This is a genomic window from Pantoea sp. SGAir0183 (genome assembly GCF_043545505.1).
The window spans coordinates 3,420,606-3,443,499 of sequence record NZ_CP028053.1 but is presented as its reverse complement, the minus strand read 5'-3'; the positions used below and the strand labels follow the sequence as shown (position 1 = coordinate 3,443,499).

The 22,894-nt window shown below is 56.3% G+C and carries 24 protein-coding genes; 14 read left to right on the top strand and 10 right to left on the bottom strand.

Annotated features, from left to right (window positions below):
- Positions 1–48 precede the first annotated feature (48 nt).
- On the bottom strand, positions 49–1,548 hold the full coding sequence (locus C1N59_RS16065; protein ID WP_394549872.1) for an NCS1 family nucleobase:cation symporter-1: 1,500 nt from the start codon (positions 1,546–1,548) through the stop codon (positions 49–51).
- Between the two features lie 142 nt (positions 1,549–1,690).
- Here C1N59_RS16065 and C1N59_RS16060 point away from each other — a divergent pair, with 142 nt between their 5' ends.
- Genes C1N59_RS16060 through puuE form a run of 3 tightly spaced genes read left to right on the top strand, consistent with a single transcriptional unit; the run spans position 1,691 to position 4,135 of the window.
- Positions 1,691–2,413, top strand: a complete 723-nt coding sequence (locus tag C1N59_RS16060; RefSeq protein ID WP_006118006.1) for a GntR family transcriptional regulator — start codon at positions 1,691–1,693, stop codon at positions 2,411–2,413.
- Entirely contained in the window at positions 2,410–3,141 is a 732-nt protein-coding gene (hpxA, locus tag C1N59_RS16055; RefSeq protein WP_033738498.1) for an allantoin racemase, read from the top strand. The genes C1N59_RS16060 and hpxA overlap by 4 nt, the downstream gene beginning before the upstream one ends.
- Before the next feature lie 34 nt (positions 3,142–3,175).
- On the top strand, positions 3,176–4,135 hold the full coding sequence (gene puuE, locus C1N59_RS16050) for an allantoinase PuuE (RefSeq protein WP_033738501.1): 960 nt from the start codon (positions 3,176–3,178) through the stop codon (positions 4,133–4,135).
- Positions 4,136–4,219: 84 nt separating this feature from the next.
- On the opposite strand, the gene C1N59_RS16045 is transcribed toward puuE, so the two are convergent.
- Genes C1N59_RS16045 through C1N59_RS16030 form a run of 4 tightly spaced genes read right to left on the bottom strand, consistent with a single transcriptional unit; the run spans position 4,220 to position 8,257 of the window.
- Positions 4,220–4,951 carry a class II aldolase and adducin N-terminal domain-containing protein gene (locus C1N59_RS16045; RefSeq protein ID WP_394549871.1) on the bottom strand — a complete coding sequence of 244 codons (732 nt, stop codon included), beginning with the start codon at positions 4,949–4,951 and terminating at the stop codon, positions 4,220–4,222.
- Between the two features lie 43 nt (positions 4,952–4,994).
- Positions 4,995–5,810 carry an ABC transporter substrate-binding protein gene (locus C1N59_RS16040; RefSeq protein ID WP_039338605.1) on the bottom strand — a complete coding sequence of 272 codons (816 nt, stop codon included), beginning with the start codon at positions 5,808–5,810 and terminating at the stop codon, positions 4,995–4,997.
- Positions 5,811–5,833: 23 nt separating this feature from the next.
- Complete coding sequence (locus C1N59_RS16035; protein WP_039338604.1) at positions 5,834–6,706, bottom strand: phytanoyl-CoA dioxygenase family protein; 873 nt, start codon at positions 6,704–6,706, stop codon at positions 5,834–5,836.
- A gap of 27 nt (positions 6,707–6,733) precedes the next feature.
- Positions 6,734–8,257 carry an amino acid ABC transporter permease/ATP-binding protein gene (locus C1N59_RS16030; protein ID WP_033738506.1) on the bottom strand — a complete coding sequence of 508 codons (1,524 nt, stop codon included), beginning with the start codon at positions 8,255–8,257 and terminating at the stop codon, positions 6,734–6,736.
- Between the two features lie 420 nt (positions 8,258–8,677).
- Here C1N59_RS16030 and C1N59_RS16025 point away from each other — a divergent pair, with 420 nt between their 5' ends.
- The 5 genes from C1N59_RS16025 (at position 8,678) to argE (ending at position 13,413) form a co-directional block, all read left to right on the top strand.
- Positions 8,678–9,589 carry a LysR substrate-binding domain-containing protein gene (locus C1N59_RS16025; RefSeq protein WP_033738508.1) on the top strand — a complete coding sequence of 304 codons (912 nt, stop codon included), beginning with the start codon at positions 8,678–8,680 and terminating at the stop codon, positions 9,587–9,589.
- Between the two features lie 246 nt (positions 9,590–9,835).
- Positions 9,836–11,101, top strand: a complete 1,266-nt coding sequence (locus tag C1N59_RS16020) for a flavin-containing monooxygenase (protein WP_058702731.1) — start codon at positions 9,836–9,838, stop codon at positions 11,099–11,101.
- A gap of 17 nt (positions 11,102–11,118) precedes the next feature.
- A complete protein-coding gene (locus C1N59_RS16015; RefSeq protein WP_054632950.1) occupies positions 11,119–11,553 on the top strand; it encodes a RidA family protein in 435 nt (144 codons plus the stop codon).
- Positions 11,550–12,224, top strand: coding sequence for a DUF1028 domain-containing protein (locus C1N59_RS16010; RefSeq protein ID WP_058702732.1), 675 nt, complete (start codon positions 11,550–11,552; stop codon positions 12,222–12,224). Before C1N59_RS16015 ends, C1N59_RS16010 begins: the two co-directional genes overlap by 4 nt.
- The gene (argE, locus tag C1N59_RS16005) at positions 12,202–13,413 is read left to right on the top strand and encodes an acetylornithine deacetylase (protein WP_394550884.1); all 1,212 of its coding nucleotides are present in this window, start codon (positions 12,202–12,204) and stop codon (positions 13,411–13,413) included. The genes C1N59_RS16010 and argE overlap by 23 nt, the downstream gene beginning before the upstream one ends.
- A gap of 26 nt (positions 13,414–13,439) precedes the next feature.
- Here argE and C1N59_RS16000 read toward each other — a convergent pair whose 3' ends face one another.
- A complete protein-coding gene (locus C1N59_RS16000; RefSeq protein WP_039338593.1) occupies positions 13,440–14,213 on the bottom strand; it encodes a HalD/BesD family halogenase in 774 nt (257 codons plus the stop codon).
- A gap of 94 nt (positions 14,214–14,307) precedes the next feature.
- On the opposite strand from C1N59_RS16000, the gene C1N59_RS15995 reads away from it, so the two are divergent.
- Positions 14,308–15,210: a LysR substrate-binding domain-containing protein gene (locus C1N59_RS15995; RefSeq protein ID WP_394549870.1), complete on the top strand. Its 903-nt coding sequence runs from the start codon at positions 14,308–14,310 to the stop codon at positions 15,208–15,210.
- 90 nt (positions 15,211–15,300) lie between these two features.
- Here C1N59_RS15995 and hpxZ read toward each other — a convergent pair whose 3' ends face one another.
- From hpxZ to C1N59_RS15975, 4 genes are read right to left on the bottom strand one after another with little or no spacing between them, the layout of a single operon-like run.
- Complete coding sequence (hpxZ, locus tag C1N59_RS15990) at positions 15,301–15,684, bottom strand: oxalurate catabolism protein HpxZ (protein WP_394549869.1); 384 nt, start codon at positions 15,682–15,684, stop codon at positions 15,301–15,303.
- Positions 15,681–17,081: an AtzE family amidohydrolase gene (locus C1N59_RS15985; protein WP_394549868.1), complete on the bottom strand. Its 1,401-nt coding sequence runs from the start codon at positions 17,079–17,081 to the stop codon at positions 15,681–15,683. The genes hpxZ and C1N59_RS15985 overlap by 4 nt, the downstream gene beginning before the upstream one ends.
- Entirely contained in the window at positions 17,078–17,260 is a 183-nt protein-coding gene (hpxX, locus tag C1N59_RS15980) for an oxalurate catabolism protein HpxX (protein ID WP_185200609.1), read from the bottom strand. Before hpxX ends, C1N59_RS15985 begins: the two co-directional genes overlap by 4 nt.
- 12 nt (positions 17,261–17,272) lie before the next feature.
- Positions 17,273–18,859 (bottom strand): gamma-glutamyltransferase family protein, encoded by a 1,587-nt coding sequence (locus C1N59_RS15975; RefSeq protein ID WP_394549867.1) that lies wholly within the window; start codon positions 18,857–18,859, stop codon positions 17,273–17,275.
- Between the two features lie 157 nt (positions 18,860–19,016).
- Between C1N59_RS15975 and hpxU the strand changes: the two genes are divergently transcribed.
- The 5 genes from hpxU to C1N59_RS15950 all read left to right on the top strand — a co-directional run bounded on the left by hpxU (position 19,017) and on the right by C1N59_RS15950 (position 22,878).
- On the top strand, positions 19,017–19,856 hold the full coding sequence (hpxU, locus tag C1N59_RS15970) for a MurR/RpiR family transcriptional regulator HpxU (RefSeq protein ID WP_039338586.1): 840 nt from the start codon (positions 19,017–19,019) through the stop codon (positions 19,854–19,856).
- A gap of 192 nt (positions 19,857–20,048) precedes the next feature.
- The gene (locus C1N59_RS15965) at positions 20,049–20,834 is read left to right on the top strand and encodes a transporter substrate-binding domain-containing protein (protein WP_006118026.1); all 786 of its coding nucleotides are present in this window, start codon (positions 20,049–20,051) and stop codon (positions 20,832–20,834) included.
- A 10-nt stretch (positions 20,835–20,844) separates the two neighbouring features.
- Positions 20,845–21,510: an amino acid ABC transporter permease gene (locus C1N59_RS15960; RefSeq protein WP_006118027.1), complete on the top strand. Its 666-nt coding sequence runs from the start codon at positions 20,845–20,847 to the stop codon at positions 21,508–21,510.
- Complete coding sequence (locus tag C1N59_RS15955; protein WP_033738775.1) at positions 21,510–22,166, top strand: amino acid ABC transporter permease; 657 nt, start codon at positions 21,510–21,512, stop codon at positions 22,164–22,166. Before C1N59_RS15960 ends, C1N59_RS15955 begins: the two co-directional genes overlap by 1 nt.
- Positions 22,147–22,878, top strand: coding sequence for an amino acid ABC transporter ATP-binding protein (locus tag C1N59_RS15950; RefSeq protein ID WP_006118029.1), 732 nt, complete (start codon positions 22,147–22,149; stop codon positions 22,876–22,878). The genes C1N59_RS15955 and C1N59_RS15950 overlap by 20 nt, the downstream gene beginning before the upstream one ends.
- Positions 22,879–22,894: the final 16 nt, after the last annotated feature.

Below are 22,894 nucleotides of genomic sequence, written 5' to 3'. Positions count from 1 at the left end.
CCCGCAGCCAGTCCTCACAGAAACGGACTGACTGGCAGTAAGCGTGAATCAGTCTTTCTGCATCGCGACGGCACCCGACGGGATTGTCGTATGTTTTCCTGCAACCTGTTTTTCCCGTGCCACCAGCCAGTAGCAGCTTGCCGCCAGCGCCACGCCGATAAACCAGCTAAAGTTGGCGACCTGATGCAGAGAAGGGATAAAGCTAATCACCAGACAAATAGCGACCGAGGGCAGCAGGGCGACAATGGCTTTCGGGTTAAATCCACCGCGATACCAGTAGCGCCCCTGCGGTGTGGCATCGAACAGATCGTCCACAGAAATACGGCCGCCTTTGATCAGGTAAAAATCGGCTAACAGAATGCCAAACAAAGGCCCGATAAACGAACCCAGTACGTCCAGCGTATAGTGAATCAGTTCAGGCGACTGGAACAGATTCCACGGCGTGAGCAGGACCGAACCCACCGCTGCAATCATCCCTCCGGTACGAAAACTGATTTTCTGAGGCGAGCAGTTAGAAAAATCGAAAGCAGGAGACACGAAGTTCGCCACGATGTTGATGCCAATCGTCGCGGTGATCATGGTCAGTAAGCCAATCGCCACGGCTAAATCGCTGCCAACCATGCTCACGGTTTCGATAGGATCGGTGATCATTTTGCCAAACAAGGACTGCGTACCCGATACAATCACAACGGTCACGATGGAGAACAGCAGGAAATTGAACGGCAGTCCCCAGCGGTTACCCCGGCGAACCTCACACATGCTTTTGCCGTAGCGAGAAAAGTCACCAAAGTTCAGCAGCGGGCCTGAGAAGTAAGACACCACCAGTGCCGTTGCCGTAATCATCTGCCAGGTTTGTTCACCGATGGACAGCGATTTGCTGGCCAGCGTAAACGAAATACCATCGAATCCGGTTTTGTATACAATCCAGCCCGCCAGTGCCAGCATGACGACGTAAACGGCGGGACCAGCGATATCAATAAAGCGCTTAATCGCACTCATGCCGTGCCAGAACACCATCGCCTGCAGAACCCACATCACGCCAAAGCAGTACCAGCCCAGTTGCGATAAGCCAAGCCAGTGGCTGTGCGTCAGGCTTTCCAGCGACGGATAAAACTTCAGCAGCACCAGCATCAGCGCATTCGCCGCCAGCCAGGTCTGAATACCGTACCAGGCAAACGCAATCAGGCCGCGGATCACCGCCGGAATATTGGCGCCAAAGACACCGAATGCCTGGCGGCAAATGACCGCATAAGGCACGCCGGCCATCTGGCTGGGTTTAGCGACCAGGTTGGCGCAGAGCTGAACAATACAGATTCCCGCCAGCAAACACAGCAGCACCTGCCAGCTGGCCAGCCCTAATGTGAAGAAGCTTGCCGCGACCACGTAGCCGCCCATGCTGTGCACATCCGACATCCAGAAGGAAAAGATGTTGTACCACGACCAGTTTTGATGACGGGTAGGCGCCAGGTCAGCATTACATAGCTTCGGACTGTATGCTTTTCCGGCTTCAGAGGCCGATGTGTTACCCACCGTTGAATGATTTGGCATGAAACCTGCTCCTCTCAAAGACATGAATAAAATAACCTTGTGAAATCACATTGCAGGATCCAGGCCAGATTTGTTTTTTGTATACAAAATTTATTTTTCACGTATACGATAAGTGACGCAATGATGTTTACCGGAGCGGGTGATGAAGAGTGAAACAGGCCAGAGAACGGCGGCCGAGCTGCATGATAAAGATGAACCTATCTATCAGGCGTTAATGAACGCCATTGTCGAACATCAACTGCCGCCCGGCAGCAAATTGCCGGAAGAAGCGCTTTCAGAGGTCTTTGGCGTGAGCCGCACGGGCATCCGTAAGGTCTTGCAGCGCCTTGCTGCGGTGCAAATGATCACGCTCACGCCCAAACGTGGTGCACATGTCGCCACACCGGGCGTGGAGGAAGCGCGGGATATTTTCCGCACCCGAAGCCTGCTTGAGTGCGGCAATCTTTCTGCGGTGCTGGAACATCTGCAGGCACCGCACCTGGCCGGGCTCACGGCCCTGGTTGAGCAGGAAAAAGAGGCGATTGCCCGGCATGACGGGCCGGCGGCGATTCGTCTGTCCGCGGCCTTTCATATCCAGTTGCAGGCGATTTCGGGCAATCAGGTATTAACGGATTTGGTGACGCAACTGGCCCAGCGATCGTCGCTGGTGATTGCCACCTGGGGCGCGCCCTGGCAGCGCGGTTGTCGCTGTGACGATCACGGCCAGTTACTCCAGCGACTCCGGGAAAAAGACCTGGTGTCACTGACCGCCTCGCTGCAGCACCATTTTGAACACATCGTTGCCAGCCTCCATTTTGAGCGCGGAGGCGAAACACTACCGGATTTTTCCCGACTGTTTGCCGGGCATAAAGGAGCTGTATCATGAGCCTGATTCAGGTTATCAATCCCAATACCAGCCAGGCGATGACCGAAACCATCGGTCAGGCGGCCCGCGCGGTGGCCGCACCTGGAACGGACATTATTGCCGTTTGCCCTTCGCAGGGCGTGCCGTCGATTGAAGGGCATTTTGATGAGGCGATAGCGGCGATCGGCGTGCTGGAACAGGTGAAGCTCGGCAAAGCGCAGGGCGTCAGTGGCCATGTGATTGCCTGTTTTGGCGATCCTGGCTTGCTGGCGGCACGCGAACTGGCCAGCGGGCCGGTCATCGGTATCGCGGAGGCGGCCATGCATACCGCCACATTGGTGGCAACGCGTTTTTCAATTGTCACGACGTTGCCCCGCACGCTGGTCATCGCACGCCATTTACTTCAGCAGTACGGTTTTACGCACCATTGTGCTGCTTTACATGCTATTGATTTACCCGTGCTGGCGCTGGAAGACGGCAGCGGCGTGGCGCAGGAGAAAGTGCGCCAGCGCTGTATCCAGGCAAAGCGGGAAGATGGCTGTGGCGCCATTGTTTTAGGCTGTGGGGGCATGGCAACGCTGGCCGCGTCGCTGACAAAAGAGCTGGAGATGCCGGTGATTGATGGCGTCAGCGCCGCCGTTAAGATGGTGGAATCGCTGGTGGCGCTGGGTTTTGGCACCAGTAAACAAGGCGATTTAGCTTATCCGCTACATAAACCGCTCTCAGGTGTCTTTCAGCACCTAAACTAAGCAGATGTTCCCGTTCAACGACAGGATGCAAGTGATGACTGAAAGCCAGGATAAAAAAACCTACAGCTTCAATAAGAATTACCCGCGTGACCTGATCGGTTACGGTGGAAAGCCTCCACATGCGCGCTGGCCAAAGAAAGCGCGCGTCGCGGTGCAGTTTGTACTCAACTATGAGGAAGGGGCAGAAAACAACGTTTTGCACGGCGACACGGGTTCAGAACAGTTCCTGTCTGACATCATTGGGGCGGCCAGTTATCCGGATCGGCATATGTCGATGGAATCCCTGTACGAGTATGGATCCCGCGCCGGTTTCTGGCGCATTCACAATGAGTTTCAGAAGCGCGGACTGCCCCTGACCGTGTTTGGCGTCGCGATGGCGTTGGCGCGCCACCCGGACATCGTGGACGCCATCAAACAGGCGCAGTATGACGTGGTCAGCCACGGCTGGCGCTGGATCCACTATCAGGGCATTGATGCTAAAACCGAACGTCAGCACATGCAGCAGGCGGTGGATGTGTTAACGGACCTGTTTGGCAAAGCGCCCACAGGCTGGTACACCGGACGCGACAGCCCCAATACGCGGCGGCTGGTGGTGGAACAGGGCGGCTTCAGTTATGACAGCGACTATTATGGTGATGATTTGCCATTCTGGACTCAGGTCACCTGTCAGGACGGTACGGTAAAACCCCATCTGATCATTCCTTACACGCTGGAATGCAACGATATGCGCTTTGCCTCGCCCCAGGGTTTCAATACCGCAGAGCAGTTCTTCACCTATCTGCGCGATACGTTCGACGTGCTGTATGAAGAAGGCGAAACCGCGCCCAAAATGATGTCGGTGGGGATGCACTGCCGCCTGTTAGGTCGCCCGGGAAAATTCCGCGCCTTGCAAAATTTCCTCGACCACATTCAGCAGCATAAAGATGTGTGGATTTGCACCCGGCAGCAGATTGCCGATCACTGGATAAAAACCTACCCCGCGCCAGAGGCGTAATCTCCCGGCGGCAAGCGCGTGACGGCAAAAGGATGTCGCCACGCGCTGCCCCGGTTTCCGGCATTGTCGTCCGCACGGCCCCACTCAGTCACATAACGTGGGATCGGCCTCAATCATCAACTGCTTCATCTCTTCGAAATGCCGCAGAGAGAAGTCGGGGATGCCTTCCCAGTCACGGGCCGTTTTTTCCGCGACCTCGTCGCTCAGCACCTTCAACGGTTGCCCGGTAGACCAGGCGGTGACCAGAATCTGGCAGGCCCGCTCCAGTGTCCAGATATCATCATAGGCCTCGCCCACCGTCTGGGCGGTAACCATAACGCCGTGATTACCCATCAACAGACGACGCTTATCGGTCAGCAGGCTGGACAGTCGGGCGCCTTCCTCTTGAGTGTCTGCCATGCCCCCGTACAGGGTATCCACCGCGATACGGTTGAAGTAGCGCGCACTGTTTTGATCGACAGGCGGAATGTGTGGCTGCGCCAGACAGGCGACGCTGGTGGTGTAAACCGGATGCAGATGCATCACGACCCGGGTTTCTGGCAGCCGCTGATGAATTTGCCCATGGATCGACCAGGCGGTGGCGTCTACATCATCCCGCTCTCCACAGGCGGCATCGTCTGCATTAAGCAGCAGCAGGTCGCTGGCGCGAAGCCGTGAAAAGTGTTTCCACTTTGGGTTCATCAGAAACTGCTTACCATCCGGTGAAACGGCGGCACTGAAATGGTTCGCTACCGCCTCATGCATGCCCAGGTGGGCAATAATGCGAAAGGCCGCCGCCAGATCGATACGGGTCTGCTCTTCAAAAGAAAGCGCCATATTCGCTCCTGAAAATGAACGCGTGACGGGCACGCGTTTGAGATTAAGGTTTTGGCATCAGGGTGTTGAGATCGTCTGCTGTTGGCGCTTCAAAATGGTATTTTTTGAGCAGCGCGGCATATTCAGGCGTTTTACTGAAGGTAGCCAGCGCAGCGACCAGGGCTTTTTTCACCTCCGTATTGTCCTTCTTCACGCCAAAACCGTTTAACACCGGATAGATAAGTGTCGTGGAGGAAATCTGAATACGGTCGCCCAGCTTTTGCACCACGCCACGCGCCACGGCGGCATCGGTAATCTGTGCTTCGACCGCATGGGAGAGCATCGCCTGCGTTGTCTGCGGATCGGTCGAATATTCGCTAATCGCGATGGGGGGTTTACCGTTTTTCACACAGTAGTCGTCAGACAGTTTGTGTAACTGCTGCAACCACGACGTGGCGCCCATCGAACCGATTTTATGGCCGCAGAAATCTTCAGGCGTTTTGGGTTGGTAATCGCTTCCCTTCAACGACAGGATAGCTTCGCCGCTTTTCAGATAGGGAATCATGTCGATCACTTTCATGCGATCGGCGGTGATGTACATCGACGAATTAGTCATATCAAACCGGTTACTCTGCAAGCCGGTAATCAGGTTAGGGAAACGGGTATCAATGTTAACGGCCTGACGGCCCATCACTTTGGCCAGACCATCAAGAAACTCAATGTCAAAGCCGGCGGGTTTATTATCCTTCATGTACTCATACGGAAAGAAGGTCATATCCGATCCGGCGATAATTTTGCCGGGTTGTAAAAAGGCTGAGGCGTTAAAGGACGCCAGTACAGCGCCTGCGACAAGCAGACTTAACACGTAGGTTTTCATCATTATTCTCTCTCTGAAAAATGCCATCAGACGTTGGCAAGATCTTTACCGGCCTGTTGAACAAAAAACGAAGCACCGCGCGGTTTCTGCGGCAGGCGGAAGGCGTTTGCGGTGCTGCGGATCATGCCGCTCTCCTGACCGTAAACCAGCGTGCCCGCATCCGGGCTGGGTAACGGGTTTTCACCGAACGGCAGTGCATCTTCAGCGGCGTACACGGCGATAAACAGTGTGCGCGGCCATTCGGTTTCATTGGGACTGGAGGCGTGCAGCAGTCGGGTATGCATAAAGCACACAGAACCCGAGGGACCAAAACAGGCGGTAGGTTGCTGGCACTGTTCTTTCACCACTGCGGGATCAACGGCACCGGTAAAGCGGCCACCCTGCCAGTGTGAATAAAGCGGCCCCTGATGGCTGCCCGGCACCACGTTCAGCGGACCATTTTCCGGCGTGACCTCACTGACCATCAGCAGCGCGGTCACGATATCGTCGTTGCTGTGCGGGGTGAACAGGAAATCCTGGTGCCACTCCACTTTCGTTGCGGTATGGGGCAGTTTCGAGTTGATCTTACTGTGATGATAGCGTGCACCGCTGCCCCCGATTAACTGTCCGGCAATCTGCGCCATACGTGACTGTAGTGCCGCATGGCGATAGGCGGCAGAGATATCGTTCGGTGAGCTGACGCGGCGCAAAGAAGGATGATCGGCACGGTGATCGCTCTCAATATCGAAACGCGGACGCCCATCCTGCGTATCGCCCCAGGGCGCATTCTGGCTGCGGCTTTCCTCAACCCACTGGTCAAAGTCGTGTTGTAGCGCTGCGATTTCATCGCTTGTCAGGACATTTTCAACTACCAGAAATCCCTGCTGGTGATACTGATCTACCTGCCACTGTTCAATCATGGTCTTGCCCTCGTGATTAATACATCGTTACGCCAGCGAGACATCCTTCAGAAAAGCTTCCACGCGCGGATGCTGGCCATCGCGTAGAGCCTGCGGCGCGTCGTCACAGACCACGCGTCCTTTTTCCATAAAGACAATCCGGTCAGACACCTTGAAGGCGAAGTTCATCTCATGAGTCACGATCACCATGGTGATGCCCTCGCTTGCCAGGGCTTCAATGACCTGAAGCACTTCATTCACTTTTTCGGGATCCAGTGCAGAGGTGGGTTCATCGAACAGCATGATTTGCGGACGCATCATCAAGGCACGTGCGATAGCCACGCGTTGCTGCTGACCGCCGGAGAGCTGATGAGGGTACTTCCACGCATGGTCGAGCATGCCGACTTTAAAAAGCAGCGCAGCAGCCTGCTGTTTTAATACCGCGGCAGGCGCGAGCTTGTGATAGCGAGGCGCCAGCAACAGGTTGTCCATAACGCTGAGATGACTGAACAAATTAAAGCTCTGAAAGACCATCCCGATATTAAGACGATGCTCTGCATGCTCAACGAAGCGTGGCTTGCGTTGCTCTCCCTGCTGACTGAGATGAATAAAGGGTTTTCCGTTAATACGAATTTCACCGTTATCGATCTGCTCCAGACCATTAAGCAGGCGAATCAGCGTAGTTTTTCCTGAACCTGAAGGCCCGATTACGGAAACCACTTCGCCAGGATGGATCTGCAGGTTAACGGCGCCCAGCACTTCAACATTGTTGTAAGCCTTGTGCAGACGCAGGGCCTGCAACGCTGGTCCGCTGGCGTGAAAAGCCTGACGGACAGGGTTCACCGCTGCGCGTTGTGCGAGTTCGAAAAGATGTGCATCAGGTTTGCCGGACGGTTGGCGTTGTGTCACGTCCAGATAGCGCTCCAGCTGTTTCAGCAGGAAGTCAAAGACGGTAACGATCAGCACGTAATAGAAGGCCACCGCCGCCATGGTTTCCATGACCAGAAAGTTTTGCGAGTAGAGTCGCTGGCCGACCATCAAAATTTCGGTAAGCGAGATAACAGAGACCAGTGACGTCAGCTTCACGATCGCGATGTATTCATTCGCCAGTGCCGGTAAGGCCACACGCAGTGCCTGCGGGATAATGATGCGCCACTGAATGCCTGCATAGCGTAATCCCAGTGCCCGGGCAGCCTCGCTCTGGCCTTTGGGAATCGCCAGCAGCCCGCCACGGTGAATCTCTGCGATATAGGCGCTTTCACACATGGTCAGCGCAATAAATCCTGCCCAGAATGGATCGCTCAGTACCGTCGACGTGGCAGGCAATGCCTGAGGCAGGTTATAAACAAAGATCAGCAGCACCAGCAAAGGCAGGCTGCGAAAGAGCCAGATATAAAACCGGGCCGGCAGCGTCAATAAGGGATGGCGCGACTGCTTGGCCAGCGCCAGGATAAATCCCGCAATAATGCTCGTTCCCCAGGTCAGCAGGCTCAGTTTGATGACAGTCCATGTCGCCAGCCAAAAATTAGCGTCGCTAAACAGACTGAACATATAGTTCCAGTTAAATGTCATGGGCTTGCTCACATTAAACAGAAGGGGTGAATAATTCTGTAATTCACTATGGCGGCAGGACGGGAACGATAGCAATTAGTAATTTGCTGGCTTCTGATTTTAAAAAAACTATCCAACTGTTATATCCCTTTTTAAACGGTGTCTTTTTAACAGTGCAGGGCAATAATTAACGTATTCTTTCCCTGTTTGCGCTTATTTAGGGCAGCACGCTGATCATTGCGACGCAGGGTGAGAGTTATTGGTGCAATTTCTTTTTGATGATTACGTTTCTGCCAGACGTAAAAAAAACAGGTGGAATGGCGTTAATACATAAATGGCGTTCAGGTGGAACGGGCAGGTAAGTGGCACAGCATTTGCAGTGCTGCTTAGGCCGGAACGAAGCAAGGTGTCTTGCTGACCATAAAAAACAGAGGTAACGCCATGAGTCGCTTTACACTTAAACAGCTCAGATATTTCGTCGCCGTGGTGGAGACGGAAAGCATTGCGGAAGCCTCGCGTCAGTTGCATATCGCCCAGCCCTCCATTTCCGTTTCCATCAAAAACCTGGAGGACGCCTTCGATCAGCAACTGCTCATCCGCCATCACGCACAAGGTGTTTCGCTGACGCCTGGCGGCCGCCGTTTTTACGAAAAGGCGCAGGAGCTGCTACGTCTGACACACGAGTTTGAGCAAAACTCACGTGCAGATAACACCCTGATTTCAGGCACGATTGCGGTGGGATGCTTTGAATCTGCGGCGCCGCTGTATATGCCCAAACTGATAGCCGGGTTTAAAAAACACTATCCTGATATTACTATTGAACTGTACGATGGCGAGCAGCATGAACTGATGCATGGACTCCATCGCGGACGTTTTGATCTGGCTTTTCTCTACGATCTCGAGCTGGATAACACCATTCAAAAAACCACGTTAAACGCCCCGCATAAACCTTACGCGCTCCTGCCGGTAAACCATCCACTGGCACAAAAATCCCTGGTCACGCTGCGTGAGCTGAGTCAGGAACCTATGATTTTGCTGGATGCGGTACCCAGCAGGAATTACTTCATCAATATTTTCAAAAGCAAAGGGTACCACCCGCAGGTAGCCTACAGTTCGCCCTCCATTGAAATGGTGCGTTGCATGGTAGGACAGGGGCTGGGGTTTTCAGTTCTGGTCACCCGCCCCTGCACTGATGTGACTTATGACGGTGAAAAGCTGGCGCAGATTGATATTGAAGATGATATGGAAGCCTCGACGTTAATCATGGCCTGGTTAAGTCATAATGAACCGACGCGACCGACAAAACTTTTTATGGACTATTGCCAGAATAGTGCGTTGGGGCCCACCGTGTAAAAAGTGCCGCGCAATTACCGTGCTGTTTGGTAAGAAAAAGAAATGTATTTGCGGTAAATCTCATCGGCTAATTTCGCGCTTTATTCGCTGAGTGGCTTTAATAACCGGGCACGTATCTTCTGCTTATTAATTTCTTATTCAGATATTAGCTTTATAATATTTTACCCATTCATCTGCCTCAAATAGTCTTGGCGCTGGCGCGTGTCAGGAACACGTCATTAAAACGTCGGGCTTGAGGATGATGGAATGACAATATCAGAGCAAGAAACAGATACCCTGGTGATTGGGGCAGGGCAGGCCGGCATCGCCATGAGCGAGCATCTGGGGCGGCTCGGCATTCCGCATTGCGTGCTGGAAAAAAATCGTATTGCCGAAGCGTGGCGGACCCGGCGCTGGGACTCGCTGGTCGCCAACGGCCCGGCCTGGCACGATCGGTTTCCCGGCATGACTTTTCCGGGGCAGGATCCTGACAGCTTTGTGCCTAAAGAACAGATTGCTGACTATTTTGAAGCGTATGTGCAGCACATCGAGGCGCCTGTCAAAACGGGCGTAGAAGTCATCAGCGTGGTACCGCGTGTCGGGCGCAGCGGGTTCGACGTCTCAACCTCTGCTGGTCCGATCGTTGCCCGGCGCGTAGTCGTCGCCACAGGGCCTTTTCAGAAGCCTGTGATTCCCGCCATTGCGCCCACGGATACACGGTTCACCCAGTTACATTCGGCGGACTACCGTAACCCGCAACAACTGCCTGAAGGTGGTGTGCTGGTTATCGGCGCGGGCTCGTCAGGGGTGCAGATTGCCGATGAGCTTCAGCGTGCAGGAAAAGACGTGTGGCTCTCCGTTGGTCCCCACGATCGTCCGCCTCGCCGCTATCGCAACCGGGACTTTTGCTGGTGGTTAGGAGTCCTTGGCCTGTGGGATGCGGCAGCCAGCCAACCGGGGAAAGAACACGTCACCATCGCGGTCAGCGGCGCGCGCGGCGGGCATACCGTCGACTTTCGCAAACTGGCGGAGCAGGGCATCAACCTGGTCGGATTGACGGAGCGCTTTTCCGGCGAGGTCGTGACCTTTAAGCCCGATCTGGCGCAAAACATTGCCGCAGGCGATGAAAACTATTTATCCCTGCTGGATGCGGCCGATGCCTGGGTTGAACGCCATGGCCTGAATTTACCCGAGGATCCGGCCGCACGCGCCTTTCTGCCCGATCCGGAAAGCGTCTCGCATCCTGTGCAGTCGCTCAATCTGGTCCGCGCAGGGATCACGACGCTCATCTGGGCGACAGGCTATGCCACGGATTATACCTGGCTGAAGGTTAACGCCTTTGACGAGAAAAACAGACCTCTCCATCAACGCGGCGTCTCCCCGGAGTCCGGACTCTATTTCCTCGGGCTGCCCTGGCAGTCGCGCCGCGGCTCCTCGTTTATCTGGGGCGTGTGGCATGACGCAAAGTATGTTGCCGACCATATTGCTATTCAGCGCCAGTATCAGGATTACCGTGCCGCGTCAGAAAACTGAACCAGGAGACTGCTGTTATGCCAACCCATACTCGTATTCGGATGTTTAACACCAAAGAAACGTACCCTAATCAAACGCTGGACAACGATCTTTGCCAGGCCGTACGTGCAGGTAACACGGTGTACCTGCGCGGCCAGGTCGGCACTGACTTCGACGGTAATCTGGTTGGCCTGGGCGATCCGGCCGCGCAGGCGGCGCAGGCGATGAAAAATGTGAAGCAACTGCTGGAAGAGGCGGGGAGCGATCTGTCGCATATTGTTAAAACCACCACGTATATAGTCGACCCGCGTTATCGCGAACCGGTCTACCGGGAAGTCGGAAAGTGGCTAAAAGGTGTTTTCCCCGTCTCAACAGGGCTGGTGATTTCGGCTCTGGCACAGCCGCAATGGCTGATGGAAATTGATGTCATTGCGGTGATTCCGGATGACTGGAAACGTGGAGCAGACCAATGACCTTATCAGTGATGGCACGGTGTGAAGAAACCGGTCAGCTCGGCATCGCTATCAGTTCATCCAGCATTGCGGTAGGCGCGCGCTGTCCCTGGCTCCAGGCCGGCGTGGGTGCCGTATCCAGCCAGAATATTACGTTGCCCTCTCTGGGGCAGCAGATTCTGTTGCATCTGGATCAGGGCAGCGATCTGAACGTGGCGCTAAAGCGGGCGCTGGCCGGCGACAGATTCAGTGATTACCGCCAGGTCGCCGCGATTGATATTCAGGGTAACACGGCGTTTTTCAGTGGCAGCAAGACGCTGGGTATCTGGAGCATGGCCGAAGGAAAAAACTGTATCGCCGCAGGCAATATGCTGGCGAACGAGGGCGTAACGGCATCCATGTGCGCGGCCTTTGAAGCGGCCTCCGGTGAACTGGCCAGTCGGCTGCTTGCCGCCCTTCAGGCCGGCGTGGCGGCAGGCGGAGAAGCCGGGCCGTTACATTCTGCTGCGCTCAAACTCGTGGATGATTATCCCTGGCCGCTGGTGGATCTGCGCATCGACTGGACCGGGCACGACCCTGTCGGGCAGTTGACACAACTGTGGCTTGCCTATGAACCTCAGATGGAAGCCTATGTCGCGCGCGCGCTGGATCCGCGTGAGGCACCGGCCTATGGTGTGCCCGGCGATGAATGAGACGTTACGGGCGCTTCTGGCCTCTCTGCTGGCCTTTGACACAACCAGTCGGGTGTCAAACCTGGCCCTGATCCAGTTTATTGACGACTACCTGACTGACAGAGGCATAACGACGCAGTGGCTGTATGACGACAGCGGTAAAAAAGCCAATCTGTATGCGCGTCTGGGGCCGGAGGGCGAAGGCGGCGTTATGCTGTCAGGGCATACGGACGTGGTGCCGGTTGAGGGGCAAAACTGGTCCGTGCCGCCTTTCGCCCTGACGGAACGTGACGGACGATACTACGGTCGGGGAAGCGCCGATATGAAAGGCTTTATTGCCTGCGTGCTGGCCATGCTGGATGCGTTTCTTCAGCAGCCCCTGCGCATGCCTTTGCATCTGGCGTTTTCCTGTGACGAAGAGGTGGGGTGCCTGGGCGTGCGCTCGCTGGTGGCGATGCTCAATGCCTCACCGGCAAAACCGGCGATGTGTATTGTGGGTGAGCCGACCGCCATGCAGCCGGTTTACGGACATAAGGGAAAACGGGCGGTGCGCTGTCGGGTGCAGGGCCACGCCTGCCACTCTGCCTATACGCATCAGGGCGTGAATGCGGTTCACTACGCCGCCCGGTTAATTGCGCGTCTTTTGCAGCAGGAAGAAGCGTTAAAGCAGCAACGTGACGAACGGTTTGAACCGCCTTACAGCACGCTGCAGATTGGCACGATTCAGGGCGGGACAGCACTGAATATTGTTCCTGAGACCTGCCATTTTGATATGGAGTGGCGAACGCTGCCTGGTACGGATGCTCAGGCGCTGTATGACAGCGTACGCCACTTCGCCGAAGCAGAACTGGTGCCTGAAATGCAGCGCACTGAACCGTTGTGCAACATTACCTTTCAACCACTGAGCGACTATCCCGGCTTATTGACCGATCCGCAGACCGACTTTGCCCGCTGGCTGGCGCAGTGGAGCGGACATAACGACTTCGCTACGGTCGCCTTTGGCACCGAAGGGGGATTATTTGACGAGATTGGGGTAGCCACGTTGGTCTGCGGGCCGGGAAGCATGGAACAGGGACACAAAGCAGATGAGTTTGTCAGTCTTGAACAGCTTGAACGCTGTATGGCAATGCTACAAAACCTGCGTCAGTGGATGGCGGTAACGTCCACCAATAAAGCCACGCAGGGTGGAGCGCGCCGCGCGGCCAGATAATCGGCAAAAACGTTTGCGGGTGCGGTTTACAACCGGCCGTAAAACGTCAGGCGGGCCGTTTCCGACAGGGCGATGCCGGGCGCGGTATTGTAGGCCAGCACCGCCAGCATGCGCGTGACGTCGCCTTCTGTGGGCGTCACGCGATGCAGTGAATTTCGCCCACGAAACAGTACCAGGTCACCGGCATCCATAGCCAGTTCATCGACGGGGTGCTGTTCATCGAGCACGGCGGCCACGCCCGCGTAATTCATTTCGCCCGCATCAGCATCCCGCAGGTCTTTCACATACTGAAATCGTCCACCGCCCAGCGGTTTCTGCACCAGCAACGTGATGGCAAACGAGGAGTTATCAAAATGCCATCCCAGCTCTTTACCCTGTGGCGCATAGTGCAGGTTAATCGAAGACAACGGGTCGGCGTAGGGATACAGCGCCTCTTCGTCCAGCACTTCGCATAAGAAAGACTGAAACAGCGCATCGTCATACAGCTGACGCAGCGGGGAATCCGCTGCAATCATATCGTCCGTAATGCACCCTTTGGTGCTGTTTACTTGGCGGTTGCGTGGATGGCTGTCGCTGAAGCCGGCATCCGTTTTCATCAGGTAAACGTTGTGCTGACTGACAGTGTAATAAGCCCGATCGCGCTGCGCATTGCCTTCTGCGACGATGGCCTGCAGGGCGGCAGGCTGCAAAAAATGACGCAACACCAGCGCGCCGTGTTGATTAAGTTGCCTGCGACAGTCTTGACGCCAGGCGTGGTCGGTCAGAGGATGTAAGTCAGTACGTACCAGGGCTTTGGGCATCGTCGCGGTCTCATAATGAATGAATTGTCACACTAGCCTGCCCGGCATCAGCTGAATACCAATAAATCGTTAATACCCTGATAAGGAATGCTTAATGCCCAACCCGTCATCGCGCTTGCCTAAAATCAACGTGATTCAGTCATTTAAAGTGGCTGCGGAAACCGGCAGCCTGACCAGGGCCGCGGCACAGCTGGCCTTAACCCCTGCGGCGGTGAGTCAGCAAATTCGCCAGCTTGAAGATCATCTTGGCTGCGTCCTGTTTTTACGTACGCAACAGGGCGTGATGCTGACGGAGACGGGCAAGCAGTATCTTCGCTATGTCACGGAAGCCTTTGCGGTTCTCCAGCTTGGTCAGCGTAACATAGGATGCACTGAGACCGCCGCACAGCTTACGCTTTACACGCTGCCGGCGCTGGCGTCGAAATGGCTGTTGCCACATCTGTGCCGCTGGCGTGAACGCTGTCCGGATGTCAGTCTTTCCTTACATGGCACGCATGCGGAGGTGGATTTTGCTCAAACGCCGGCCGACTTTGTGATGTGTTTCGGCGAGGAGGCGTATCCCAGACTGAATAAAGCGTATCTGTTTCATGATGAGGTGCTCCCGGTCGCCAGCCCGCGGCTGATCGACGCCTTTTCCCGCGAGGATCTGTTACGGCATGCGCCGCTGATTCATCTCGACTGGGGCAAAGAAGGGCGCTTTTTGCCAGACTGGTCGGGCTGGTTTGAGGCGAAAGGAATGGCTGTGCCAGCAGCCCGACCAGCCATGACCTTTAACCTGACCTCGCTGGCGATTGATGCCGCCGTGGCCGGCGCTGGTGTGCTGCTGGGACAGCGCCGGATGATCGCCCAGGCGCTGTGCCGGGGCGAACTGGTCATTGTTGATGCGCTCGCGTTGCCGCTCAGCAAGCCCTATTATCTGGCCTGGCCGAATCGCACGCTGAACCAGCCTGGCGCAGAGGCAATGATCGCCTGGTTAGGCGAGCTCGCCGCCCTGTAGGAAGGCGTAGGGGTTGCAGTTGAGCGCTTTCGCGGCGTGAAGCGTTAGACTCAGGCCTCCCGGCCTTAACATATGACTGCTCCGCCGGGCTTAGCTCATCAGACTGACCTGCGCTGCTACGATGCGCCAGCCCTGCGGAAACTTCACCCAGGTCTGTTGCTGACGGCCAATTTTCTCCGTGCCCGCCCGGGTAAATTCGGTGCTGCACACCGCGTACGCGTCACCAAACGTGGTGATCACCGTATTGCGCAGCGTGCGGTCCAGCCCCGCCGACGGTCTTGCCGCGCGAAACGCGCGGATTTCATCGATGCCGTACAGGTTCTCGCCAGCGCCTAAGCGCACGGTCCGCGGATCGTGCCAGAACAGTTCATCCAGGACGGCAATGTCGTTGCCCGTCAGCGCCTTTTCATAACGGTAGAACGCGGCGGTAACGGCGTTCAGCACCTCGGGAAGATCAATCGCGTCAGTATTCATTGTGCTCCTGCCCTGCGGGTGGGCGAAAATGTCAGTCCTTGTTGTTCAAGGGCACAGGCTGCGCGTAAGACAGCCTGTTCGTTAAAGGGGGCGCCAATTAACTGTACGCCAATCGGTAAACCGCTCGCCGTCGTCATCGGCACAGTACAGACGGGAAGTCCAAGGAAGGAGATCGGCTGCGTCAGCATGCCCATGCTGGCCTTCGTCGGCAGATTCTGCCCGTTAATGGCAATCGTTTCCTGACCAATTAACGGCGCGCTACATGGCGTGGCAGGGGCGATAAGCACATCGTACTGCGCAAACAGCGGGACGACCTGCTGCTGAAAGTGGCGGCGGAAGCGCTGGGCCTGAACATACCATGCCGCGGGCAGCATCGCACCAGCCAGCAGGCGTTCACGCGAATGGGGCTCAAACAGGTTGGGCTGCTGACGCAGCGCAGGCAGGTAATGATTGCCGCCTTCAGAGGCGGTCATAATAAAGGCGGCCGAGCGCGCTAACTCAGCCTCCGCGATTACCACGTCGTCCTGAGCCTGTAACGCCTGCGCCACCTGTAATTGCGCCGCGCGGGCATCATCATTACACCAGGTCGAAAAGAAGCCGCCCAGTACGGCGCAGCGCAAATCCTGTGCACCGTTTTTCAGCTGCGGTAAGGTGGCTGCCAGCGGGCGATCGGCCTGGAAGGCATCCGTGCTGTCGTGCCCTTGCAGCAGATCGTAAACCAGGGCCAGATCGTCCACCCGACGGGCAAAGGGACCGATATGATCCAGACTGGCGACAAACGGATGGCTGCCGCTGCGGGATAAGCGGCCAAAAGTCGGTTTCAGGCCAAAAATCCCACACAGGGAAGCCGGGACGCGGATTGAGCCGTTGGTGTCCGTCCCCAGCGAGAAAGGCACCAGCCCCGCTGCCACGGCGGCGGCCGAACCGCCGGATGAGCCGCCCGCAATGCGCGCCAGATCATGCGGGTTGTGCGTCGCCCCGTAGTGGGTATTTTCGGTGGTAAAACCGTAGGCATAGGCATCCATGTTGACCATGCCGGAAAGCAGGGCACCGGCCTGCTGAAGTTGGGTGATGGCAAAGGCATCCCGGGTTGCGGCCGGACGCTGACGAAACAGTCTGGCCCCCGCCAGGGTAGTGTACCCCTGCACGTCAAACAGGTTTTTTACCGCATAGGGAATGCCCGCCAGCGGCGGCAAGGTCTCGCCGCGCAGGCGTTGCTTGTCTATCGCATCCGCTTCCTGCACCATCCGCGTTGCGGTGATATCCGTCCAGGCATTAAGCTGCGGATTCTGTTTCTCAATCGCGGTCAGTGTCTGTTCCGCCACTTCACGGGCGCTGATATCACCGTGCTGAATCGCCTGCTGAAGTGCCTGAATGGAAACCTCGTCTGGTCTCATGCTTTGTACACTCCTGCGACTTCGAGCCGGTCGTCCAGCGGATAAGCCATCAACGGGGCCGCCATATCGGCAATGCGCGTCATCTGTTGTAGCAGTGCGGTACGGCGATCCTCGTCCAGTTCCACGTTCAGGATTTGCTCCATTTGGGCAATATAGGCTGCCCAGTCACTCTGATTCATGATTTACTCCTGTCAGAAACCGGCGGCGCTGCCGTTGCTGCGCGGATCGCTTGCGCCTTCAAACATACCGTTGTTGTGACGAACAATGGCACCTGCATGGCCGACGGCCTCACTGTAGGCCGGCAGCGACTCCACGTCATGTCCTAACGCACGTAGCGCCTCCAGGGTGTCGGGCGCGAAGCGACTTTCCAGTTTGAGCGAGTCCGACAACTGGCCCCAGGTCCGCCCCAGCAGCCAGCGAGGTGCGCTAACGGCCTGCTGCAGCGGCAGGCGCTGAATAACATGGCGGGTAAAAATGGCTGCCTGAGTTTGCGGCTGGCCATCGCCGCCCATGGAGCCGTATACCATGGTGCGACCATCCTTCAGGCGTGCGGCGGCAGGATTCAGCGTATGGAAGGGTTGTTTACCGGGCGCCAGCGCCAGCATATGGTCGGGATCGAGGCTAAAAGCCGCGCCCCGGTTTTGCCAGACAAGTCCGGTGCCGGGCACCACTACACCGCTGCCAAACTCATGATAAATACTTTGGATAAAGGAAACGGAAAGCCCGCTGCTGTCCATCACGCCCATCCAGACGGTATCGCCAGGCCCGCGACCGGTTCCCCAGGGCGCGGCGCGATCATCCTGAATCTGGCTGGCGAGGGTGGCGAGGGTTTCGCCGTCAAGCAGTGCCTGCAGATCCTCAACCACATGGCGGGGATCGGTAATATGCTGATCCCGAAGGGCAAACGCTTTTTTGGTGGCTTCGACGATACGGTGGATCGTCTGCACCTCATCTGCGTTCGCCATGTCCAGATGATCCGTGATGCCCAGTATGGCCAGCGACACCATACCTTGTGTCGGTGGCGTGATATTCCAGATATCGCCTTCGCTGTGGCGAATATGGAGCGGCGTGACGCGGCGAGCCCGTTGCTGCTGTAAATCGGCCAGGGTGATGGGAATGCCCAGATTGACCATTTCTTCCGCAAGGTGCTGTGCCAGCGTGCCGCGATAAAAACTGTCCAGACCTTCTTCGCTCAGCAGGCTCAATGTACGGGCTAAATCAGGCTGGGTGAAACGGCTGCCTTCCGCAGGCACATCGCCGTCCGGTAAAAACGTGGCGGCAAAGCCAGGCAGATGCTGTAGCTCGTCGCGCTTCGTCCGCGTCGCCGCGGCTTGTGAGGCGGTGACGGGAATGCCATCGGCAGCATAGCGAACAGCATCGCGGAGTAAGCGCGGTAAAGGCAGGGTAGTTCCCCCCAGTTCTGCGGACAGGTCCAGTGCCGCCTGCCAGCCGCTCACCGTGCCCGCCACCGTCAGGGCCGCTTTAGGCCCGCGATGAGGGATATGGGTTTCCCCCTTATAGAAGTCAAAATTCGCCAGCGAACCCGCTCTGCCACTGCCATCAATGCCAACCGGATCGCCTTCGCCTGGCATGATCAGCCAGAATCCGTCACCGCCCAGCCCATTCATGTGCGGATAGACCACCGCAATCGTCGCCGCGGCGGCCACCATGGCCTCAATCGCGTTCCCCCCTTCCCGCAGTACCGCCAGCGCACTTTCACTGGCCAGATGATGCGGCGTCACGGCCATGCCTAACGGGGCCAAATTGCTCTGAATCATGCTCTTCTCATTCTGTTTTTCAGGGTACAAAGCAAAAGGTTAAGCAAGAGCCGTTCCAGTTTTTAAGAAGACAACGTCTCTGGACAGGTTTATCTGGCCCAAATTATGCTAGCTTCTGTGGCAATCCCGCGATTGAAACAAAAGTTACAGGACCTGAATGAAACAGCTTGATGAGCGACTCAGAACGCATTATCCCCAGCTTTCGCCGCAGGAGCAGCGTATAGCCGACTTTATTTTTGACCACTTTGATGACCTGATTAGCTATAACAGTGCCGAGCTGGCACGCCTGAGCGGTGTCTCAAAAGCCACGGTGAGCCGACTGTTTAAGCGCCTGGGCTATGACAAATATAAAGACATGCGCGATGAGCTCCGTACCCTGCGCCAGAGCGGTATGCCGTTAACGGATAACCGGGATGCGGTACAGGGAAATACCCTGCTGTCGCGGCATTACAAGCAGGAAATGGCCAATCTGACACAATGGGTTAACAGCATTGATCCCCAGCAATTCGCCGATGTCATCGCCCAGCTGGCGCAGGCAAAGCGTATCTATATTGTTGGCATGCGTAATGCCTATCCGGTGGCGCTGCATCTGCGTCAGCAGCTCATTCAGACGCGTGCTCAGGTGCATATTCTGCCCCAGCCGGGCCAGACGCTGGCAGAGGATTTGGTGGACATCACGCCGGAGGACATGGTGGTCGTGATTGCGTTTCGCCGCCGCACCCGCATTATTCAGCCGTTAATGCAGCAGCTGCAAACCGCAAGGATTCCGGTACTGGCGCTGTGTGAGCCCCAGGCGCAGAGCGTGATTTCACTGGCGCGCTGGCAGTTTTGCGCCCCGCTGGACAGCGTCTCCGCCTTCGACAGCTACGCCTCGGCCATGAGCCTGGTGAACCTGCTCGCCAACGCCCTGCTGCATGAATTACTGGCGCTGGGGCGGCCGCGTATTCATCAGATTGCCGATCTTTATCAGCACCTTGATGAGCTGGAGCACCGTTAGCAGGCACCATTTTGGTGCTTTGCCCCTTTTTGGACCGTCTCCCGGGGTGACTCGGGAATCGTATCGAGCTTAGTAAAAGCCGCCATTTCAGCGTTAATCCGCATTTATCCCCCACCCGTTGCGTTGGCACATTAGTTGCAGAATGCCAATCATAAGAATCTTTTGTTTCACATAATCTCACCGGGGTGCATAATGAAAAAAGTATTAATGGCCGTTGTCGCGGCAGCCGTACTGATGGCACAGGCAGGCAGCGTGCTGGCGGATCAACTGCAGGACATCCAGAAACGCGGCGTGCTGCGGGTGGCAGTACCGCAGGATTTCCCACCGTTTGGCTCCGTGGGGACCGATCTGCAACCGCAGGGCTATGACATCGACATGGCAAAGTATCTGGCCAAACAGATGAAACTTAAGTTGCAACTGGTGCCGGTCAGCAGTGCCAACCGTGTGCCTTATCTGCAGACGGACAAGGTGGATCTGGTGATCTCCAGCATGGGGAAAAATCCTGAGCGTGAAAAGGTAATTGATTTCAGCCGGGCTTACGCGCCGTTCTTTCTGGGCGTTTTTGGACCTAAAGGCGATCATCTGAAAGATCCCGCGGCGCTGAGCGGCAAGTCGGTGGGTGTCACCCGTGGTGCGGTGGAAGATATGGTGCTGAGCGAGGTGGCGCCGAAAGACGCGCAGGTGAAACGTTATGAAGATAACAACACCACGTTATCAGCCTACCTCTCCGGACAGGTGCAATATGTCGCTACCGGCAACCTGGTCGTCGCAGCCATTACGCGTCAGAACCCGGCTAAAGCCCCTGTTGCGCAGTTCATGCTGAAAGACTCGCCGTGCTATATCGGACTGAAAAAAGACGAGCCGGCACTGAAAGAGAAAGTGAATGCGCTGATCGACCAGGGCATTAAAGACGGCACGCTGAACAAAATGTCCGAAGAGTGGCTGAAAGCGCCGCTGCCAGCCAACCTGGGCGCATAAGGACGGGGCAATGACCGGGCAACTTAATTTCCCTGCATTGTTGCCGTACTGGCCGGAGTTGCTCTCCGGCCTGTGGGTAACGATCCAGTTAACGGTGCTGGCGACGGTCGGCGGCGTCAGTATCGGCATTATCGGCGCGGCGCTGCGCAGCGGTAAACCCAGTTGGTTAAGCCGCCTGTGGGGCATCTATGTCGAACTGATTCGTAATACGCCGTTTGTGGTGCAGCTGTTCTTTATTGTGTTCGGTTTACCCAACCTGGGGCTGAAACTCACCGCAGGGGAAGCCGCACTGCTGGCGATGCTGGTTAACCTGGGGGCCTATAGCACGGAAATTATCCGGGCGGGCATTCAGGTCACGCCAAAAGGGCAGTGGGAAGCCGGTCGGGTGCTGGGATTAACGCGCAGCCAGACCTTTCTGCGCGTGGTGTTGCCACCGTCGCTGCAACGGATTTATCCGGCGCTGGTGAGTCAGTGCATCATTGTGATGCTGGGATCGTCGGTCGTCTCGCAGGTCTCCTACGAGGAGCTGACCTTTGCCGCCAACCTGATTCAGTCACGCACGTTTTTGAGTTTCGAAGTTTACTCGGTGACCACGTTGATCTACCTGGCGTTGTCGATAGTAATGCGTCAGCTGCTGCTGGCGATTGGCCGCAAGTGGCTGGGGGTGCAGGCATGATGACAACCTTTACCGACTGGGACATCGTGCGCAACCTGCTGCTGGCCGCGCGCTGGACGATTGCCCTGTCGCTGGTGGCCTTTTTAGGCGGTACGCTCGTGACGTTACCTCTGCTGTTTTTACGTCTGTTAAAGCGTAAATGGCTGACGCGAATCATTCGCGCGTACACCGAGCTGTTCCAGGGCACACCGCTGCTGATGCAGCTGTTTCTGGCTTTCTTTGGCGTCGGGCTGTTTGGCATCGACGTTGCGCCCTGGACCGCTGCGTCGCTGGCGCTGACCTTTTATACCAGCGCCTATTTGCTGGATATCTGGCACGGCAGTATTCAGGCGCTGCCAAAAGGGCAGTGGGAAGCGTCACGCTGCCTCGGCCTGAACTTTGGTCAGACGCTCACTCGGGTGATTGCGCCTCAGGCGATCCGCATTGCGATTGCCCCGACAGTGGGGTTTGCCGTGCAGGTGATTAAAGGCACCGCGCTGGCCTCCATTATCGGATTTGTCGAGCTGACCAAAGCCGGCACCATTTTGAATAACGTGACTTACCAGCCGTTTAAAGTCTTTGGGCTGGTGGCACTGGGCTACTTCCTGATGTGTTATCCGCTGTCGCGTTACAGCCAGTATCTGGAGAAAAAATTCAATGCCGCTCATCACCATTAATCAGGTCCAGAAGTATTACGGCACCAACCATGTTTTGAAGGGCGTGGATCTGGATATCGATATGGGAGAAGTGATCTCGATTATCGGTCGCAGCGGTTCCGGCAAAAGTACACTGCTGCGCTGCATGAACGGGCTGGAAGGCTATCAGGATGGCAGCATTAAACTCGGCGGCATGACCATCACCGACCGCGACTCACAGGCGCGCGAAATCAGCCGCTCCGTAGGGATGGTATTTCAGAACTTCAACCTGTTCCCACATATGACGGCGCTGGAAAACGTCATGCTGGCACCGCGTCGGGTTCTGAAAAAAAGTCAGGCCGAGTGCCGCGAACTGGCAGCCCGTATGCTGGAAAAAGTGGGGCTGGGCGAGCGGCTGGATTATTACCCGTCCAGCCTGTCAGGCGGACAGCAACAGCGCGTAGCCATTGCCCGCGCACTGGCCATGGAACCCCGGGTATTACTGTGTGATGAGATCACCTCAGCCCTGGACCCAGAGCTGGTCGGCGAAGTGCTGAAAGTGCTGGAGCAACTTGCCGCCGAAGGCATGACGTTAATTCTCGTCACCCATGAAATGAACTTCGCCCGCGATGTGGGCGATCGTGTGGTCTTTATGCATCAGGGGCGCGTCTGGGAACAGGGGGACAGCAAAACACTGTTTGCCCATCCGCAGACGGCGGAGCTAAAGCAGTTTATTTCCTCTGTGCGTCTGTGAGTGCTTAACAAGGAAT

What these genes read in the sequence shown, in the direction of transcription:
- C1N59_RS16065 (WP_394549872.1), bottom strand. Translation starts at nt 1,548, where the DNA reads ATGCCAAATCATTCAACGGTGGGTAACACATCGGCCTCTGAAGCCGGA.
- C1N59_RS16060 (WP_006118006.1), top strand. Translation starts at nt 1,691, where the DNA reads ATGAAGAGTGAAACAGGCCAGAGAACGGCGGCCGAGCTGCATGATAAA.
- hpxA (WP_033738498.1), top strand. Translation starts at nt 2,410, where the DNA reads ATGAGCCTGATTCAGGTTATCAATCCCAATACCAGCCAGGCGATGACC.
- puuE (WP_033738501.1), top strand. Translation starts at nt 3,176, where the DNA reads ATGACTGAAAGCCAGGATAAAAAAACCTACAGCTTCAATAAGAATTAC.
- C1N59_RS16045 (WP_394549871.1), bottom strand. Translation starts at nt 4,951, where the DNA reads ATGGCGCTTTCTTTTGAAGAGCAGACCCGTATCGATCTGGCGGCGGCC.
- C1N59_RS16040 (WP_039338605.1), bottom strand. Translation starts at nt 5,810, where the DNA reads ATGATGAAAACCTACGTGTTAAGTCTGCTTGTCGCAGGCGCTGTACTG.
- C1N59_RS16035 (WP_039338604.1), bottom strand. Translation starts at nt 6,706, where the DNA reads ATGATTGAACAGTGGCAGGTAGATCAGTATCACCAGCAGGGATTTCTG.
- C1N59_RS16030 (WP_033738506.1), bottom strand. Translation starts at nt 8,257, where the DNA reads ATGACATTTAACTGGAACTATATGTTCAGTCTGTTTAGCGACGCTAAT.
- C1N59_RS16025 (WP_033738508.1), top strand. Translation starts at nt 8,678, where the DNA reads ATGAGTCGCTTTACACTTAAACAGCTCAGATATTTCGTCGCCGTGGTG.
- C1N59_RS16020 (WP_058702731.1), top strand. Translation starts at nt 9,836, where the DNA reads ATGACAATATCAGAGCAAGAAACAGATACCCTGGTGATTGGGGCAGGG.
- C1N59_RS16015 (WP_054632950.1), top strand. Translation starts at nt 11,119, where the DNA reads ATGCCAACCCATACTCGTATTCGGATGTTTAACACCAAAGAAACGTAC.
- C1N59_RS16010 (WP_058702732.1), top strand. Translation starts at nt 11,550, where the DNA reads ATGACCTTATCAGTGATGGCACGGTGTGAAGAAACCGGTCAGCTCGGC.
- argE (WP_394550884.1), top strand. Translation starts at nt 12,202, where the DNA reads ATGGTGTGCCCGGCGATGAATGAGACGTTACGGGCGCTTCTGGCCTCT.
- C1N59_RS16000 (WP_039338593.1), bottom strand. Translation starts at nt 14,213, where the DNA reads ATGCCCAAAGCCCTGGTACGTACTGACTTACATCCTCTGACCGACCAC.
- C1N59_RS15995 (WP_394549870.1), top strand. Translation starts at nt 14,308, where the DNA reads ATGCCCAACCCGTCATCGCGCTTGCCTAAAATCAACGTGATTCAGTCA.
- hpxZ (WP_394549869.1), bottom strand. Translation starts at nt 15,684, where the DNA reads ATGAATACTGACGCGATTGATCTTCCCGAGGTGCTGAACGCCGTTACC.
- C1N59_RS15985 (WP_394549868.1), bottom strand. Translation starts at nt 17,081, where the DNA reads ATGAGACCAGACGAGGTTTCCATTCAGGCACTTCAGCAGGCGATTCAG.
- hpxX (WP_185200609.1), bottom strand. Translation starts at nt 17,260, where the DNA reads ATGAATCAGAGTGACTGGGCAGCCTATATTGCCCAAATGGAGCAAATC.
- C1N59_RS15975 (WP_394549867.1), bottom strand. Translation starts at nt 18,859, where the DNA reads ATGATTCAGAGCAATTTGGCCCCGTTAGGCATGGCCGTGACGCCGCAT.
- hpxU (WP_039338586.1), top strand. Translation starts at nt 19,017, where the DNA reads ATGAAACAGCTTGATGAGCGACTCAGAACGCATTATCCCCAGCTTTCG.
- C1N59_RS15965 (WP_006118026.1), top strand. Translation starts at nt 20,049, where the DNA reads ATGAAAAAAGTATTAATGGCCGTTGTCGCGGCAGCCGTACTGATGGCA.
- C1N59_RS15960 (WP_006118027.1), top strand. Translation starts at nt 20,845, where the DNA reads ATGACCGGGCAACTTAATTTCCCTGCATTGTTGCCGTACTGGCCGGAG.
- C1N59_RS15955 (WP_033738775.1), top strand. Translation starts at nt 21,510, where the DNA reads ATGACAACCTTTACCGACTGGGACATCGTGCGCAACCTGCTGCTGGCC.
- C1N59_RS15950 (WP_006118029.1), top strand. Translation starts at nt 22,147, where the DNA reads ATGCCGCTCATCACCATTAATCAGGTCCAGAAGTATTACGGCACCAAC.